The 15,073-nt window shown below is 59.6% G+C and carries 14 protein-coding genes; 2 read left to right on the top strand and 12 right to left on the bottom strand.

Annotated elements, in window-relative coordinates; all coding sequences use genetic code 11:
* Positions 1 to 23 precede the first annotated feature (23 nt).
* Together JFT87_RS18700 and JFT87_RS18695 are read right to left on the bottom strand one after the other, a co-directional pair.
* Positions 24 to 641 (bottom strand): NAD(P)H-dependent oxidoreductase, encoded by a 618-nt coding sequence (locus tag JFT87_RS18700; RefSeq protein WP_201203610.1) that lies wholly within the window; start codon positions 639 to 641, stop codon positions 24 to 26.
* Between the two features lie 75 nt (positions 642 to 716).
* On the bottom strand, positions 717 to 968 hold the full coding sequence (locus JFT87_RS18695) for a hypothetical protein (protein ID WP_201203608.1): 252 nt from the start codon (positions 966 to 968) through the stop codon (positions 717 to 719).
* A gap of 146 nt (positions 969 to 1,114) precedes the next feature.
* Here JFT87_RS18695 and JFT87_RS18690 point away from each other — a divergent pair, with 146 nt between their 5' ends.
* Entirely contained in the window at positions 1,115 to 2,032 is a 918-nt protein-coding gene (locus JFT87_RS18690) for a LysR family transcriptional regulator (RefSeq protein ID WP_201203606.1), read from the top strand.
* Between the two features lie 118 nt (positions 2,033 to 2,150).
* On the opposite strand, the gene JFT87_RS18685 is transcribed toward JFT87_RS18690, so the two are convergent.
* The 7 genes from JFT87_RS18685 to JFT87_RS18655 all read right to left on the bottom strand — a co-directional run bounded on the left by JFT87_RS18685 (position 2,151) and on the right by JFT87_RS18655 (position 10,529).
* Positions 2,151 to 2,447, bottom strand: coding sequence for a DUF3144 domain-containing protein (locus JFT87_RS18685; protein ID WP_201203603.1), 297 nt, complete (start codon positions 2,445 to 2,447; stop codon positions 2,151 to 2,153).
* Positions 2,448 to 2,582: 135 nt separating this feature from the next.
* Entirely contained in the window at positions 2,583 to 3,929 is a 1,347-nt protein-coding gene (locus JFT87_RS18680) for a glutamine synthetase family protein (RefSeq protein WP_201203602.1), read from the bottom strand.
* Between the two features lie 23 nt (positions 3,930 to 3,952).
* On the bottom strand, positions 3,953 to 4,510 hold the full coding sequence (locus JFT87_RS18675) for a helix-turn-helix domain-containing protein (protein ID WP_201203600.1): 558 nt from the start codon (positions 4,508 to 4,510) through the stop codon (positions 3,953 to 3,955).
* Positions 4,511 to 4,535: 25 nt separating this feature from the next.
* Positions 4,536 to 5,825, bottom strand: coding sequence for an NAD(P)/FAD-dependent oxidoreductase (locus JFT87_RS18670; protein ID WP_201203598.1), 1,290 nt, complete (start codon positions 5,823 to 5,825; stop codon positions 4,536 to 4,538).
* 137 nt (positions 5,826 to 5,962) lie between these two features.
* Positions 5,963 to 8,203: a TonB-dependent receptor gene (locus JFT87_RS18665; RefSeq protein ID WP_242487325.1), complete on the bottom strand. Its 2,241-nt coding sequence runs from the start codon at positions 8,201 to 8,203 to the stop codon at positions 5,963 to 5,965.
* 162 nt (positions 8,204 to 8,365) lie between these two features.
* Positions 8,366 to 9,484: an aryl-sulfate sulfotransferase gene (locus tag JFT87_RS18660; RefSeq protein WP_201203594.1), complete on the bottom strand. Its 1,119-nt coding sequence runs from the start codon at positions 9,482 to 9,484 to the stop codon at positions 8,366 to 8,368.
* A gap of 61 nt (positions 9,485 to 9,545) precedes the next feature.
* Positions 9,546 to 10,529, bottom strand: a complete 984-nt coding sequence (locus tag JFT87_RS18655; RefSeq protein ID WP_201203593.1) for an ABC transporter substrate-binding protein — start codon at positions 10,527 to 10,529, stop codon at positions 9,546 to 9,548.
* A 47-nt stretch (positions 10,530 to 10,576) separates the two neighbouring features.
* On the opposite strand from JFT87_RS18655, the gene JFT87_RS18650 reads away from it, so the two are divergent.
* A complete protein-coding gene (locus JFT87_RS18650; protein ID WP_342367179.1) occupies positions 10,577 to 11,671 on the top strand; it encodes a GlxA family transcriptional regulator in 1,095 nt (364 codons plus the stop codon).
* On the opposite strand, the gene JFT87_RS18645 is transcribed toward JFT87_RS18650, so the two are convergent.
* The 3 genes from JFT87_RS18645 to JFT87_RS18635 form a co-directional block, all read right to left on the bottom strand.
* The gene (locus tag JFT87_RS18645) at positions 11,672 to 12,856 is read right to left on the bottom strand and encodes a DUF2252 family protein (RefSeq protein ID WP_201203591.1); all 1,185 of its coding nucleotides are present in this window, start codon (positions 12,854 to 12,856) and stop codon (positions 11,672 to 11,674) included. It abuts the gene before it with no gap.
* Positions 12,857 to 12,952: 96 nt separating this feature from the next.
* Positions 12,953 to 14,281 (bottom strand): ATP-binding protein, encoded by a 1,329-nt coding sequence (locus JFT87_RS18640; RefSeq protein WP_201203590.1) that lies wholly within the window; start codon positions 14,279 to 14,281, stop codon positions 12,953 to 12,955.
* The gene (locus tag JFT87_RS18635; RefSeq protein ID WP_201203589.1) at positions 14,278 to 15,000 is read right to left on the bottom strand and encodes a response regulator; all 723 of its coding nucleotides are present in this window, start codon (positions 14,998 to 15,000) and stop codon (positions 14,278 to 14,280) included. The genes JFT87_RS18640 and JFT87_RS18635 overlap by 4 nt, the downstream gene beginning before the upstream one ends.
* Positions 15,001 to 15,073 lie beyond the last annotated feature (73 nt).

The following is a 15,073-nucleotide window of genomic DNA, read 5'->3' as shown; positions in this document are numbered from 1 at the left end:
ATGCCTTGTGACGGTTTTGACCGTCACACCGTGGACAGAAGCTGCGCTTTTTCCAACTGCGGGGTTGCGGCTTCAACGAACTGTTCAATCCGCTCGTTCGTGGCGTTGTCCGCGTCATAGAAATAGGCGACCTGCGTATTTTTCATGCCGACATATCCGAAGATACCGTCCACGATCTGATTCTGAATCGCCTGTGCATAGCCATGGCGTTCATAGCCACTTTCATTGCCGGCTGCCGTTGCGACAAGCAGCACGGGAATGTCGCGCATGGTGCCAACAACCCGCCCCTTCTCATCGACGCTATAAGCCCATCCTCCGTTAAATACGCGCTCGAACCATCCCTTGAGCATCGAGGGGACAGACCACCAATAAACAGGAAAAACGAACACGAGCATGTCAGCCTGATCTACCCTCGCCTGTTCACGTGCGATCTCAGAGGCAACTTCACCGACCCCGCGGTAGAGCATTACATCCCCTGCAGTCATTGCCGGCGAAAAGCCTTCCGCATGAAGGTCCGCGATCTCTACTTCGATGTCCCGCCCGACAAGGTCTTCGCTGATACGATCGGCAATAACATGACTGAGGGAACCTGGAACGGGGTGAGTGACAACGATAAGTGCTTTTCGAACCTGATTACTCATAAGTGTCCTATGTACTAATACATTCAATTCAATATTGGTAATTTCGCCAGAAGTTGCCGACTAACCAAGCCGATATCAGCCTGCCTCTTTAGCCGCGCGTGCATTAGCTTCTTCCACCTCGCCTGAAGATTTATTCTCCTCCTGAGAAACAACAGGTTTATCTGTTTCAATAGCTTTTTTACTCTGTACCCGCATTTCAATCTCATTAAACCGTTGTTTGTTACGCTCATGATGCCGTTGAAGCGCCTCCGCACCATCAGCAGCAAAACTCGCGACAGGGACCACGATCAAAGACGCAATAGCAAACACTTTCAAAACACTGTTCATAAACTTTTTCCAGACAACATTGAACATAGCTAGTTGATGTATAGGCCTGCCATGTAAGGACCACCTATCAAGGCTGCGCAGTTTACGTGAACGGAAATGCGAGATAATCTAGCCAAAATCGGTTTTATATTACGAGAACTCGGACAATGGCACTGGATCGACTGGAAGCAATGCGGGCCTTTTGCAGGATCGTCGAGATAGGAAGCTTCGGCGGTGCCGCCGAGTCATTGGGGCTTGCGAAAACGACCGTTTCGGGACAAATCCAGGCCTTGGAGTTACTACTGGGGATCAAGCTGTTGCACCGCACCACCCGAAAGGTTTCCCCCACTACTGAAGGGGCCGCGTACTACCTGCGTGCCAGAGCCGTTCTAGAAGATGTCGACGATCTGGAAGCCTCCGTTTCTTTGAGCCGCAGCGCTGCGCGTGGCCGGGTACACATTGAAATGCCAGCGGGGGTTGGCTTGCTGTTAGTCGTCCCGGCACTGCGCGAATTTACCGTGCAGTACCCCAATATCCATCTGGATATAGGCTGTAGCGATCGAGTCGTGGACCTGGTACAAGAAGGCATTGATTGCGCGATCAGGGGCGGCGTCGTAACGGACCCAAACCTGGTCTGCAAGATCATTGGGCAAGTTCAACTGGCACTCTGTGCCTCTCCTGACTATTTGCGAGAAGCCCCGAGCCTTTCGGCGCCGGAAGATTTATTCCAACATCGTAATTTGGGCTACAGATTTTCGGCTAACAACCGACGGTACCTGCCCACTATGTTTCGTGGTGACAAATCATTCAGCCTGGATGTGCCGGTATCGATGTACTTCAACAACGGTAGCGCCCATACCGCCGCTACGGTTGCCGGACTGGGAATCGCTTTTGTACCGAGGGCGGAAGCGCAGCCACTTATTGAGCAGGGGTTATTGACCGAGGTTCTCCCGGATTGGAGGCTAGAGTCGATTACCCTTTCACTGGTCTATCCATATACCCGGCACTTGTCCGCTCGCGTCAGGGCAGTCACTGACTGGGTGAGTGATTTGATGCAAAGGAATGAATTGTGGAAGCCTGAATGAGTGCTCACGGAGAACGGTGACCGCCTCCCGAAACGCATCGATGATTCGACCGATCGGTTTGCTTACGCACGCAACATTTCTTCATTGAGTTGACTCAAACGCTCAAGCCCCTTGGCGATCAGGCGTCTTTGGCGGTCATGTACTGGCTGAAATTGTTGATATGGTCGTCAAGGTTGTCCTCGAGCATCATCCGGTACTGTTCACAAAAGTATTTCAACATCGCTTCGCGCGCCTGCGCCATTTCTTCGCCCGACTTGAAGCTGCGCGCGCTTACCCAGGCGTTGAATCGAGTGGTACCAAACATCATCGATGCGCTGACCTTGCCGAGGTTTTCGAACGCTTTGAGCTGCTCGTTCGACAGGCTTATATGCGCGTCTGCACGATCGTAGAAAGCGTCATCGGTTGTATCGTTCATTGCGGATTACCTTCAATCAATGTCGGGGAATGGCGTCATTGGAACACTTCCCGCATTGGCTCGCTACGCAACGAAAGGAAAAAGGCTGTTGGTTGAAAACAGCCTTCCAAGGCTCCCCGCGCATCGACGCCTGCATCATAAATACCAGCGATACTCCCGCGCACTGATCTCCTGCATGAACGCCAGATGATCCTGGCGTTTGTTCTCGCAATACACATCGACAAACTCGGCGCCCAACCCCTCACGCAACTGCGGTTGATGCTGCATCGCACGCACGGCCTCGAACATCTCCCTGGGAAATTCAATACCGCTGCTGCGATCTTCATTGAGCGGCGCAATCGGTTCTTTGCCCGATGCCAGCCCATGCTCAAGGCCCACCAGAATCGCCGCCAGCACCAGATACGGATTGGCATCCGCGCCCGCCAGGCGATATTCCACGCGCAGGTTTTTCGCGTCCGATTCCGGAATGCGCAGGCACGCATCACGGTCCTCAAAGCCCCAGCTGGCTTTAGTCGCGGTGTTCACCGTGCCGCCCAAACGTCGCATCGCATTCTGGTTCGGTGCAAAGATCGGCATGCTGTGCGGCAGCAATTCCAGGCACCCGGCGACGGCGTGGCGCAGCGGTTGCTGGGCGTTCGCGGCCAACAGATTGTTGCCCGCCGAATCGTAAAGACTGACGTGCACATGCATGCCGCTCCCCGGATGCTGCAAGTACGGTTTGGCCATGAAACTGGCGCGATAACCATGCTTGAGCGCAACGCCTCGGGTGCTGCGGCAGAACAGCGCCGCCCAGTCTGCGGCGCGCAACCCGTCGTCGAGGTGGCCGAAGTTGATTTCGAACTGGCCCGGCCCCAGCTCGGCGGTGATCACCGTGGTATCGATGCCCTGAATCCGCGCGGCTTCGACCATTTCATCGAGTACGGGCGCAAAGCGCGACAGGCGTTCGATGTGCATATTCGGCTGGTCATCGGCATCGTCGCTCAGCTGATCGCGAGCGAACTGAGGCACGCCGTCGCGCAGCTTTTTATCGAACAGATAGAACTCCAGTTCGAACGCCACCACCGGATGAATGCCTTTACCCGCCAGCCGATCAAGGACTTGTGCGAGCACTTCGCGTGGCTCGAAAACAATCGGCTTCTGGGTGCCATCCGAGGTGATCAGCATCTGGCCCAGTGGCTGCGCCTCCCAGGTCACCGGTTTGAGCGTGCCCGGCACCAGCCGACGCAACGCGTCCGGGTCGCCGTCGTTGAAGCAGTAGTCACCAATCTTGAACAGCCCTCCCTGCGTACCCAGCAGCACGCAGTTTTGCGGCAGCTTGAGCGCGCTGCCGGCGGCGACCTTTTCCAGCATTTCCACGGGGTAGCGCTTGCCATAAAAATGCCCTGGAATGTCCAGGGAAATGAGGTCGACGTAACGCACCTCGGGGAAGCGTTGGCGAAAGGCACGCACTTCGGCCAGCAGATCAGAGCAGGCAGCATCCATCGTTGTTGTTCCTTTTATTGTTATCAGGTGTAGACCCAAAGCACTCGCGTGAGATGCTCGGTGAGATTGCCGTAGCGGCAACGGGTGTGACTGTCGAATTGAAAGCTGTCCCCAGCCTGCAAAGTGGCTGGCTCGTCATCATCGCCAAGCCACAGCGTCAGTTCGCCTTCGAGCACGTAGCCGCCCTGTTCCGAGCTGTCACTCAAGTGCCGCTCACCGCTGCTGGCACCCGCTTCGAGATGACTTTCAAGCATGGAAAACGAGGCTCTCATCTTCGGTGAAACCAGAATGTCGGTAATGCCGTTGGCGTAGTACAGCGTGCGGCGTTCGTCTGGCCGGGTCACCCATGGCAATTCCTTGGGTTTGGGCAAGCTGTAGAAATAGGTCGTTGGCACGCCCAGGGTTTCGCTGATCGCCGTCAAGTCGGCGACCGTGGGCCGTGACAAGCCACGCTCGACCTGCGACACAAAACCCACCGAACGGCCAATTTTGTCGGCCAGGTCCTTCAAGGTGTATTTCTTGTGTTTGCGCAGGTCGTGAATAAGGATCGCGAGTGCGGCAATTTCTTCTTGCTTGTTCATGCCAGGGATTCCCGAAAATGGTCCATCAGATGCTGTCGCGCAGCCGATACCAGGCCTTGCCGATAGCTTCCAGCGGCGCTGCCAGGTATTTACCGCCGGGAAAACTGCCATTACTCAGGCCCTGATACAACGTCAATTCATCCGGCTGGCCGAGAATGGCATCGGCCACGGCACGGGCCGCCGCCAGCGTTGGAAGGACGCCATGCCCGGAATAGCCCTGCAGCCAGTAGCGGTCGCCCTGTCGGCCAATGTCAGGGGTGCGGTTGAGGGTCAGGTCGATATGCCCGCCCCAGGCAAACTCCAACTCGACACCTTTTAGCTGCGGGAACACCCGTTCCAGAAAAGGTCGCGTCGCCCCGGCGATGTCCTTGGGCATGCCGCCCAGATAGGTGCAGCCACCACCGAACAGCAGGCGGTTATCTGGCGTGCGCCGGAAATAATCGAGGACGAACTGGTTGTCGGTGACGCAGACATTGCTCGGCAGCAGCGCCGTGGCCTGCTCTGGCGTCAGCGGCGCCGTGGCGACCTGATAAGTCCCCACCGGCAATACACAACTGGCCAATTTCGGGTCGAGTCGATCCAGATACGCATTACAGGCAAGCACCAGCACATCCGCCCGAATTGACCCACGCTCGGTGTTCACCAGAAATCGCCCGCCCTCCTCTCGGTAGCTCAACGCTTTGCTTTGTTCATGAATACAGCCGCCAGCACGCTCGACAGCAGCCGCCAGGCCCAGTGCGAGTTTTAGCGGATTGAGGTGCGCACCCTCAGGGTCGTAGAGACCGGCCTGATAACGCTCGCTGGCCACCCATTCAGGCAATTGCTCACGAGGGATGAACTGCAATCCATCGTGGCCCCATTTGTGGCTGGCCTCGTGTTGCCATTCGGTCAACAGACTGACCCGACGGGGCATGACCGAGGTCCAGAGATGGCCGGCGCGATAATCGCAATCGAAACCATGGCGCCCAGACAATTCGCGCAACTCCTGTGCGGCCCAGCGCATACCGTCCCACAGTCGCCTTGCCCGTTCATACCCTAGCGCAGCTTCCAGTGGTGGCATGTCACACGACCAGCCAAGAATGGCCTGTCCGCCGTTACGTCCGGAGGCAGCCCACGCCACGCGACTGGCGTCCAGCAGCGTTACGCGCTTGCCGGCCAAAGCCAGACGCAACGCGGTATGCAGACCACTGAAACCCGCACCGATGATCACAACTTCGGTGTCTTGCTCCCCCACCAGCGCAGGCCGAGAGCTCAGGAGATTGGCGCAACTGTGGGCGTAATAGCTGGCGACATGTCGCTTGGATTGCTGAAACACAGGATGCTCCATGAAATTATGTTTTTATAATTTCATGAAAAACTACAGCAATAATTTCACGCCGGCAACCCGAAACATTCAAATCGCCCCAGCACTCGGCTGCGTCGGCAACCTGCAGGTCGCCGCGCGCCAGGCGATCAAAAATCATATCGCGCCGTCATGCCCAACGTTCGCGGCGTGCCCAACACCCCTGTATAGGCGCCGTTCGGCGAATTCCACAGCGTGGTGTAGTAGGTTTTGTCGAAGGCGTTTTTCAACCACAGCGACACATCCCACTGTCCCTTGCCCCAGTCGCCGCGCACACCGGTGGAAAGATTGACCAAGCCATAACCCGGCAACTGCGCGTCCCGTGAATCATCGACGGTGCCGACCGCGTGGGAGCGCCACGAGTAGTTGCCATTGACGTACGGTTGCAGGCCATCGTCCAGATTCCACTGATAACTGGCGCTGCTGTTGAAGATCCATTTCGACGCACCCACCACCGCATGCCCACTGAGGTCGCAGGCTGCCGGCGCGCCCGCACGCAACGCCACCTCGGCAGGACAAGGTGCATCCTCGTAAGACAGGTAACGCACGTCATTCCACGAACCGTTGAGGTTGAGGGTCAACCCTCGCAGCGGACGCCAACTGCTATCAACTTCGAGCCCACGACTGCGTACCGAACCGGCGTTGGTCAAATAGCTGGAGAGGTTGACGTCATCGTAGGCGTTGGTCTGGTAGCCATGCACTTCGGTCCAGAACAGGTTGGCATTGAGCAACAGGCGCTGGTCTAGCAGCGTGGTCTTGATCCCCAGTTCCGCATCGTTGGCCCGTTCACTGCCAATCAACAAGGAATCGGCACCCGCGACCGGCGCACTGGCCACGCTGAGGTTGACCCCGCCCGACTTTTCGCCGTGGGACAGCGAGGCATACGCCAGCACCTGATCGTTCACATGCCAGGCCAGGCTGGCCAGCGCCGAAGGGCTGAAACTGTAGAGGCTCAAGTCACCGGAGTCGTAAGCACCAACCCTCCCCGCCCTTGCTGCGGCGGCTGCACCGCTGACGCCGACACCTCCCACGGGTGCGTTGCGCGTAACCTGGGCCAGTTTTCGCTCATAAGTGCCACGCACGCCGAGGCTGAAATCCAGCTGCGGGGTCAGGTGCCAGGTGCCCTGGGCAAACGTGGCAAAGCTGTCGGTGTCGACATCGCCCTGGCCAACACTGGTGACGTTGTTCAGCGCGCCCTGCGGGGTGCCATTCCAGGTGTCGGCCAAGGGTCCGTAATCGGTGAAGACCTTGTTGCTCATTTCCTGGCGAAAGTAATACGCACCCAGCACGTAGTCGAAGTGTTCCCCGACCGGCGAAGCCAGACGCAGCTCTTGCGAGTACTGTTTGTCGCGCGCCGATTGGCCGACGTTGTGCATTACGTCGACGTTCAGTTCATCGTCGTTACGCGGGGTGAAATCCCACCAACGGTAGGCGCTGATCGACGTCAGCGTGTAGTCGCCGGCCAGATTCCAGTTGGCCTCAAGCGACGTGCCGCCCTGGAACACCTTTACGCTTTGATCGGCGTCCAGATTGACGTGGCGCCCGTTGACCAAGGTCGCGCCCACCGCCGCTGCGCGTTGTTCATATCGGTTGACGCCATTGATGGTCGGCCCGGTACTGAACAATGAGCGGGTACCGGCGCTGGAGTCTTCTTCGTGATAATCGGCCAGCCAGCGCAGATTGAAATCCTCGTTGGGCTGGAATAACAGTTGCCCGCGCGCGCCTTGACGCACACCACCGCCCAGCGTGTGGCCGTCGTAGTCGTTTTTCACGTAGCCATTTTCATGGGTTCGATAAACCGCGATGCGCCCCGCCAGCGTGTCGTTGAGCGGGCCGGAAAAACTCGCCTGATTTTGCGTGTAGCCATCTTCGCCGACCGAAGTCGAAAAACTGCCCTGCGGCGTAAACGAAGGTCGCCGCGTGGTGATGTTCAACACGCCTGCCGTGGTGTTCTTGCCGAACAAGGTGCCCTGCGGGCCGCGTAACAGCTCGATCTGCTCAACGTCGAGCAAGTCGAACACGGCCATGCCGGGGCGCCCGAGGTAGACATTGTCCAGATAGATCCCGGCGCTGCCCTCCAGACCGTCACTGGCCGGGTTGTTGCCCAAACCGCGAATCGACAGGCTCGATTGCCTCGCGTGCATGAACGCGACGTTCACACTGGGCATCGCCTGTTGCAAATCCTGCAGGCGATACAAACGCTGTTCCTCAAGGGTTTGCGCGCCCAGCACGCTCATCGCAGTGGGTACTTGTTGGGCATCTTCGCTGCGACGGCGAGCCTCGACAGTCACTGTTTGCAGAACATCCGTAGCGGCGGGCAGATCATTGGCCGTTGCCGGCAGCAACGGCATGAGTGAACAAAAACCCAGTGCGCCCGCGGAAAAGTTGCGCGAATAAAGAAGATTCATCGGTGGTTCCTGGAGCGGCTTCACGCCGCTCTTCGAGAGGAGTCGATACTTCGCTGCGCGTGGCTTGCGTGAGCGCGATCGTTGCGGTTGGAGGTCGGAGCGTGATCAGTCACGCAGCCATGGCAGGTCTTCGCGCTGGTAGCGATGCGCGCGGAAGATCGCGTTGTTGTCGCCCGGCAAATAGCGTCGCGACGGCGCATCGGGATAGCTGGCGAAGTGTGGATTGACGTACTCCCAGACCACCTCGCCTTCCTGTGTCACTTCAAACAAACGGCCGAAGTTGGCCTCGGTGACCAGTGTGTTGCCGTTGTGCAACCGCTGCGCGCCGCCCATGAACGGGGTGAAAAAGGCATAGCCCGGCGTGTCGGCGTATTGCCATTCGATGCGTTGCGTTGCCGGGTTGATTTCGATGATGCGCGAGTGCGGCATGCTGATGTGTGGGCGGAAGATGCCGTTGTCGAACACCAGCACGTTGCCGTTATCCAGTTCACTCGGGCAGTGCTGTTGGGCAACCAGATCGTGGCCCAGACGCCACAACACTTCGCCGCTGCCGCGTTGCACGGCGATCACCGACGAAACGCTGCGCAGGCTGAGGATCACCTTGCCGTCACGGCCCGGCGTTACCGCATTGGTCATCGGCCAGTGATGGCGTTCGAAGCACTCGTGCAACGGATACTCTTCAGGACGCAGATGCTCCCAACTGCGCCATTCCCAGACCACGTTGCCTTCACGATCGACTTCCTTGACCACGTCGGCATAGATCACACCGCCCGGCGCCTCGCTGCCGGGAATGCCGCCGACCACACGACGAGCCAAGTCTGGGCTCAGAGGCTCGGCGGTGGTGTACAACAGATTGCCGTTGTCCAGCCATTGCGCGTCGTGGTGATGGAGCAGATCGGTGTGTTCCCAGACCACCTCGCCTTCCGGGGTGACTTCGCTGAACGCCCCGCCATGCCATACCGACCAGCCCGGAAACAGGTCCGGCGAATCAGGATGGTTGCCGTTGTAGCCGAGGTTGCCGTTGCGCAGGATCACCGCGTCGCGGCCGGGGCGTTGTGGCAGCTTCCAGCGATGGACGATCTCGCCGTCAAGGTCGATCAAGAACACGTTGCCGTCGGCCGTTTGCGGGGCGAACAGCGTATAGCCGCCGGCACTGCGGGCATGATCGACAGCGATCAGTCCGGTTTTCTGGCGTTTGAGGGTGGTGCGTTCGAGGTTGGGCATGGCTTTTCTCCAGGCGTGTGGAACCCGGCCGACAGTCAAGCGGCAAGGTGAAGTCGTGGGGTTATTGGGGTGTTGGCAGCAAGGCGTTGAAGCGATCGTCGAAGATCTGCTCGACTTGCAGGGGTTTGGGAATCAGTCGCTCGGCAGCAAACATATCTGCCAGTCGTTGTTGCGAGGTGATCACTGGCGGCTGGATCGGCACATAGCGAAGGTCTTGATGCGCGAGCATTTCCTGCACCAGTTCGACAGGCAGTCGGGTGGTCTGGGCGAACACTTCGGCCCAGTTCTGGGGATGCGCGGTGGCCCAGGCTTGGGCGCGGGCTAGTCTGGCCAACAGATCACCGACCTGCCCTGCTCGCTCGGCATCTGCCAGTGCGCGCTTGCTGGCGACGGTGAAGTTCAGACCGGTTTCCGGCCAGCCACTGCCATCGAGCAGAATCCGCGCGCCACGGGAAGTGGCCTGGCCGACGAAGGGATACCACACCGCCCAGGCGTCGAGTTTGCCGCTGGCAAAAGCATTCTGTGCATCCACCGGGCTGACGTAGGCGATCTTCACATCACGCGGTGTCAGGCCTGCCTGTTGCAGCGCCGCCAGCAATAAATAATGACCGCTGCTGCCTTTGGCCACGGCGATGCGCTGGCCTTTGAGATCCGCCACGTTATGGACTTGAGAATCCTCGGGAACCAGCAGCGCATTGTTATTTTGCGCGCCGCTGGCCACGCCGATAATGCGCACATCGAAACCGCCCGCCTGAGCGAACACCGGCGGCGCATTGCCGACCACACCGGCGTCGATCGCTCCGGCACTCAGCGCCTCAAGCATCGTCGTTCCGGCCAGAAAGGGATGCCACGACAGCGCATACGGCAGATCCTTGTCTTCTCCCGCCGCGTGTAGCAGCGCCTGAATCAGACCGCTTTGGTCGCCCATCTTCAAAGGCTCGCTGGCAGCAGACACCGGATGCGCCAGCACCAACGCGGCGCAGCACAGCAGCGCTTTGAACCGCGTCAGCAGCGGGTGCTTGGCAGCAGGAAGTTTTAGCGGCATTGTCATGCCCTCATTTATGCATTGATTTCAGTATGTCGAGGCCCGCCGTGCCGCTCCATGCCAAACACCCCTCCTTTGCTGCCATGCCTGACATCCCGCCGCCGCCTGCGCGCACGGTGGTGGTGTTGGCGTTCGATGATCTGTTGCTGCTGAATGCGGCCGGGCCGCTAGAGGTGTTCGCCGCGATACCGCGCGTGTTGACCGGTGACTTTGCAACGAACCCGCCGTATCGGTTACTCGTGGCCTCGCCGCAGGGTGGTCAGGTAATGTCGGTCTCCGGCATTACCGTCAGCACCTGCTCGCTGGAGCAGATCGATCAAATGGCGCCCGTGATCGATACGCTGATCGTCGCCGGTGGACCGGGAATGGCCGCCCTCGAAGCCGACGAAAGCGCCTGCGATTGGCTGCGCAGCCGCGCCCCACAAATCCGCCGCCTCTGCTCGATTGGCACCGGCACTTTCGCCCTCGCCGCAGCGGGCCTGCTCGATGGCCGCAACGTGGTGACGCACTGGAAGTTCGCCGATGAATTACAGGCGCGCTACCCGGCGCTGCACTGTCAGACCGAAGCGCTGTACCTGCATGACGGCAATCTCTGGACGTGTGGCGGTGCCACGGCGGGTATTGATCTGGCGCTCGGGCTGGTCGAACAGGATCTCGGCGCCCACGCCGCATTGGCGCTGGCGCGCTATTTCACCGTGTTCCTGTGGCGCAGTGCCGAGCAACCGCAGCTCAGCGCCTCGCTCAATGCGCAATCGAAGGCCTTGCGCACCGATCAGGACGTGCGTCTGGCCCGGCTGCACGGCTGGATTGCCGGGAATTTGAACGGTGATCTGCGGGTCGAGCGGCTTGCCGAGCAATTTGGCATGAGCCCACGCCACTTTGCTCGCGCTTATGTCGCCGCCACCGGGGAAACACCTGCGCAAGCGGTAGAGAACTTGCGCATGGAAACGGCCTGTCGGCTGCTGAAAACCACCGATGAACCGATCAAAAGGATTGCCGAAACCGTAGGCTTTGGTCGCGAAGAACGCATGCGCCGCGCCTTTCAAAAGCATTTCGGCATCAGTGCGCAGAGTTACCGCAATCAGGTCAAATCCACCGCTGCGTCTGCCCCAGGTATCACCTTAGAGAGGCTGGCCCAGTAATCAGTGCTGCAGCGCGTACCGACGACAATGTTCCAGATACCCGCGCTCATGATTACCGACCAGTTGCACCACACTCGTCCACAGCCACGACGGCGCATCGAGGGTTTTCGAACGGCAGGCTTGCAGCTCGCCTATCCATGAGGCTCTCGTCGACAGATCCATCTGACGCGCATGGGCCAGCCCCACGACCCGCGCCAGATAACCGGCCGCGAGCATCGCATCGCGTTGGCTCAACTGATCCAGTTCAAGTTTCATGTCCTGCGGCAGCAACTCGCGGATGAAGAATCCGTGATCAAGCATACGTGTCGCAATCATCCGATTGCCCAGCCCCGGTGACAGGAAACGCGCCCCTTCGACCACACGTTTGCCGTTGTCGCGAGGCATCGAGGCGCGTGCTGCACGTGGTGCGGCGGCGCCAACGGCCTCTTTGACATCCAGCAGGCAATATTCCTGATCGTCCTCCTCACCCACGCCCAGCAACACCGCATAGCGCTGCAACCCCAGCGAACTGCAGCCTTTGACCCAATACGCCGAGTCGAGCATTTTTACCCTGTCGTCCTTTGACCGGCCCTTTAGCGAAGTCACCAGTGTGTGGATTTCTGGTGTGGCACACAGCGCTTTCAGCGCCGCCCGTTCAGGCCGGGACAGCGTCCAGAATTGCTTGCCTAGCGGAATCGTCGGCTTGGTGTTCTCGATGCGTTCTTGAGCCAGATGCTTCCAGGTGCGCTGCACCGCGCTGCGCATCCCGGCTTTGACCTGAGCCGGGCGCGGCGGCTCTTCATCCAGATCACCTTCAAAGGCTTGCTCGTAGCCGCGCATCATTTCTTCGAGCATGCGTGCGGTGGCCACACCGGGTAAATCCGAGCCTCGGGCGGCAGTGGCCAGCGACAGCGCCAAACGCACCAGATCATGCGCCGGGTTGCCGATGACGGTCTGATCGAGGTCGCGGATATGAATGTCGATTTTGCCTTTCAAATCGCCGGTCGGCCCCAGATTGCCGGCATGGCAGTCGCCACAGATCCACACCGCCGGGCCTTTGGGCAGGCTGCGCCCAGGTTGACTGTGCAGCCATTCGTAAAACTGCACGGTGCTGCCCCTTACATAAGCGTGCGCCGAGCGGGCCATTTTCAGATTGCGCAGTTGCGACAGCGGTTCAAGGCGTGCGGATGGCCGTGGGATTTTCATGGGCGCTTCTTATCGTGAATGTGACCTGTTGACCGCCCGCGCCCCATGAATGTTTCAAAGTGTTACAGAGTTATCCGCATAATCGTCGCCCACCCTTTACTGCGGCAACTCGACCCGCGCCAACAGCCCGCCACCGCTGCGATTACTCAAAGTCAGCTCTCCGCCCTGTTCGCGCACGATGGCCCGCGCCGCCGAGAGCCCGAGGCCGACGCCACCGGTATGACGGTTGCGTGAGGCTTCGAGGCGAAAGAACGGATCAAATACGCGCTGCAACGACTCTTCGGGAATGCCCGGGCCCTCGTCGCTGACATCGATGCGAATCAAGCGCTCATCAGCGCTTAACTCGATACGTGGGTGCTGGGCGTATTTCTCGGCGTTTTCCAATAAGTTGACGATCACCCGTTTGATGCCGAGTGGCCGGCCTTCGTACACCAGGCGCGCCGGGCCGTCGTAGTCGATGGCGATGTGCTGATCGCGATAGTCATCGACGATGGTGTGCAGCAACTCCGACAGGTCGAACGCAGTGCGTTGCTCTGGCCGGGTGTCTTCGCGGAAGAACGCCAGCGCGGCGTTGATCATCGATTGCATCTCTTCGATGTCGCGAATCAGTTTGCCCTGGTGATCGAGGTCTTCCATGAATTCGCTGCGCAGGCGCATGCGGGTCAGCGGCGCGCGCAAGTCGTGGGAAATCGACGCGAGCATGTGCGTGCGTTCGCCAATGAAATGCTGAATCTGTGCCTGCATGGTGTTGAAGGCAACGATGACCTGACGGATCTCGTCCGGGCCCTCAATCTTGATGGGCGGCGCGCGCAGATCGCCGCCAAAGCGTCTGGCGGCGTTGGCGAAACGTTGCAGGGGCTTGGCCAGTTGGCGGGTGGCAATCCAGGCAACCAGCAAGGTGGCGATCAAACCCAGGGCGATGATGACCGCGATCCGTGTACCGATGTCCACTCCCCAGGAACGCTCCGGCGGCGAAAACGACAACCAGCTGCCGTCCTTCAACTGCACCAGCGCGGCATAGCGTGCGCGCGGGTTGTCACTGGGCCAGTCGGCCGGATTGAATACCTGAATGTTTCGATCATCACCCAGCAATTGATGCAGCACCGGCACCCTGCCCGCTTTGACCGGCTCGCCGCCGATGGGCAACCCCACCCCGGCGCGTTGCTCATTCCATGTGACCTCCAGCATGGGACTGGTCGCAGCTGCGGCGAGTTGTGGGCGCAAACCGGCGGGTGCCGCTTCGATTACTTTGGTGGTCGCGGCTATCTGCTCGAGCAAGCCAGTGCGTTCAATTGGCGGTTTGGCCCAAATGCCAGCGACCTGCACAAACAGTGCATTGAGCGCGAGCGAAGTGAGCATCGCCGCCACGATCGTCAGGGCAATCCGTCGGCTCAGGGTGTCGCGACGCAGGATGGAGCGGATCATGAGCGGCTGACCTTGGCGGTGAACAGGTAACCGCCATTGCGCACGGTGCGGATCATTGCCGGCCGCTTGGTATCGGATTCGAGCTTGCGCCGCAGGCGGCTGACCTGAACGTCGATGCTGCGATCAAACGCCTCGTGACTGTGCCCACGCGCCAGGTCCAGCAACTGCTCGCGGGTGAGGATGCGTTGCGGGTGTTCGACAAACACCAGCAGCAAGTCGAACTCGCCGGCCGACAGCGGGATCATCACGTTGTCCGGCGAGCGCAACTCGCGGCAGGTGATATCCAGATGCCAACCGGCAAAGCCGATCACCGGCCGCGACGGTTCAACCGGGCTCCGCTGTTCGCCGGCGCGGCGTTGCAGGGGGCGCACGCGGGCCAGTAATTCCTGCGGCGCGAACGGCTTGGTCAGGTAGTCGTCCGCGCCCAGTTCCAGGCCGACAATGCGGTCACTCAGCTCGGCCATGGCGGTGAGCATGATGATCGGAATCGCCATCTGCGCCCGCACCTTCTGGCACAGGCTCAGGCCGCCTTCGCCGGGCATCATCAGGTCAAGAATGATCGTGTCCGGGCGCTGCTGCGCAATCGCCGCCCACATGGCTTCGCCGTGTGGCGCCACGTCGACTTCATAGGCGTGCTGGATGAAAAACTTCTTCAGCAGCGAGAGGATTTCCACGTCGTCGTCGACGATCAGCAGTCTGCTCACGGTTACAGGATCCATGGACCAAAAAGAGCTTATCTAAAGCCATTTCGCCGCCCGGGTCATTTATTTCAATCGAGCAACATTCCTGCAT

Source organism: Pseudomonas sp. TH15, assembly GCF_016651105.1.
In the GTDB taxonomy this organism is placed as follows: domain Bacteria; phylum Pseudomonadota; class Gammaproteobacteria; order Pseudomonadales; family Pseudomonadaceae; genus Aquipseudomonas.
Note: the sequence above shows the minus strand (reverse complement) of the source record. Positions and strands in the feature narration are given on the sequence as shown.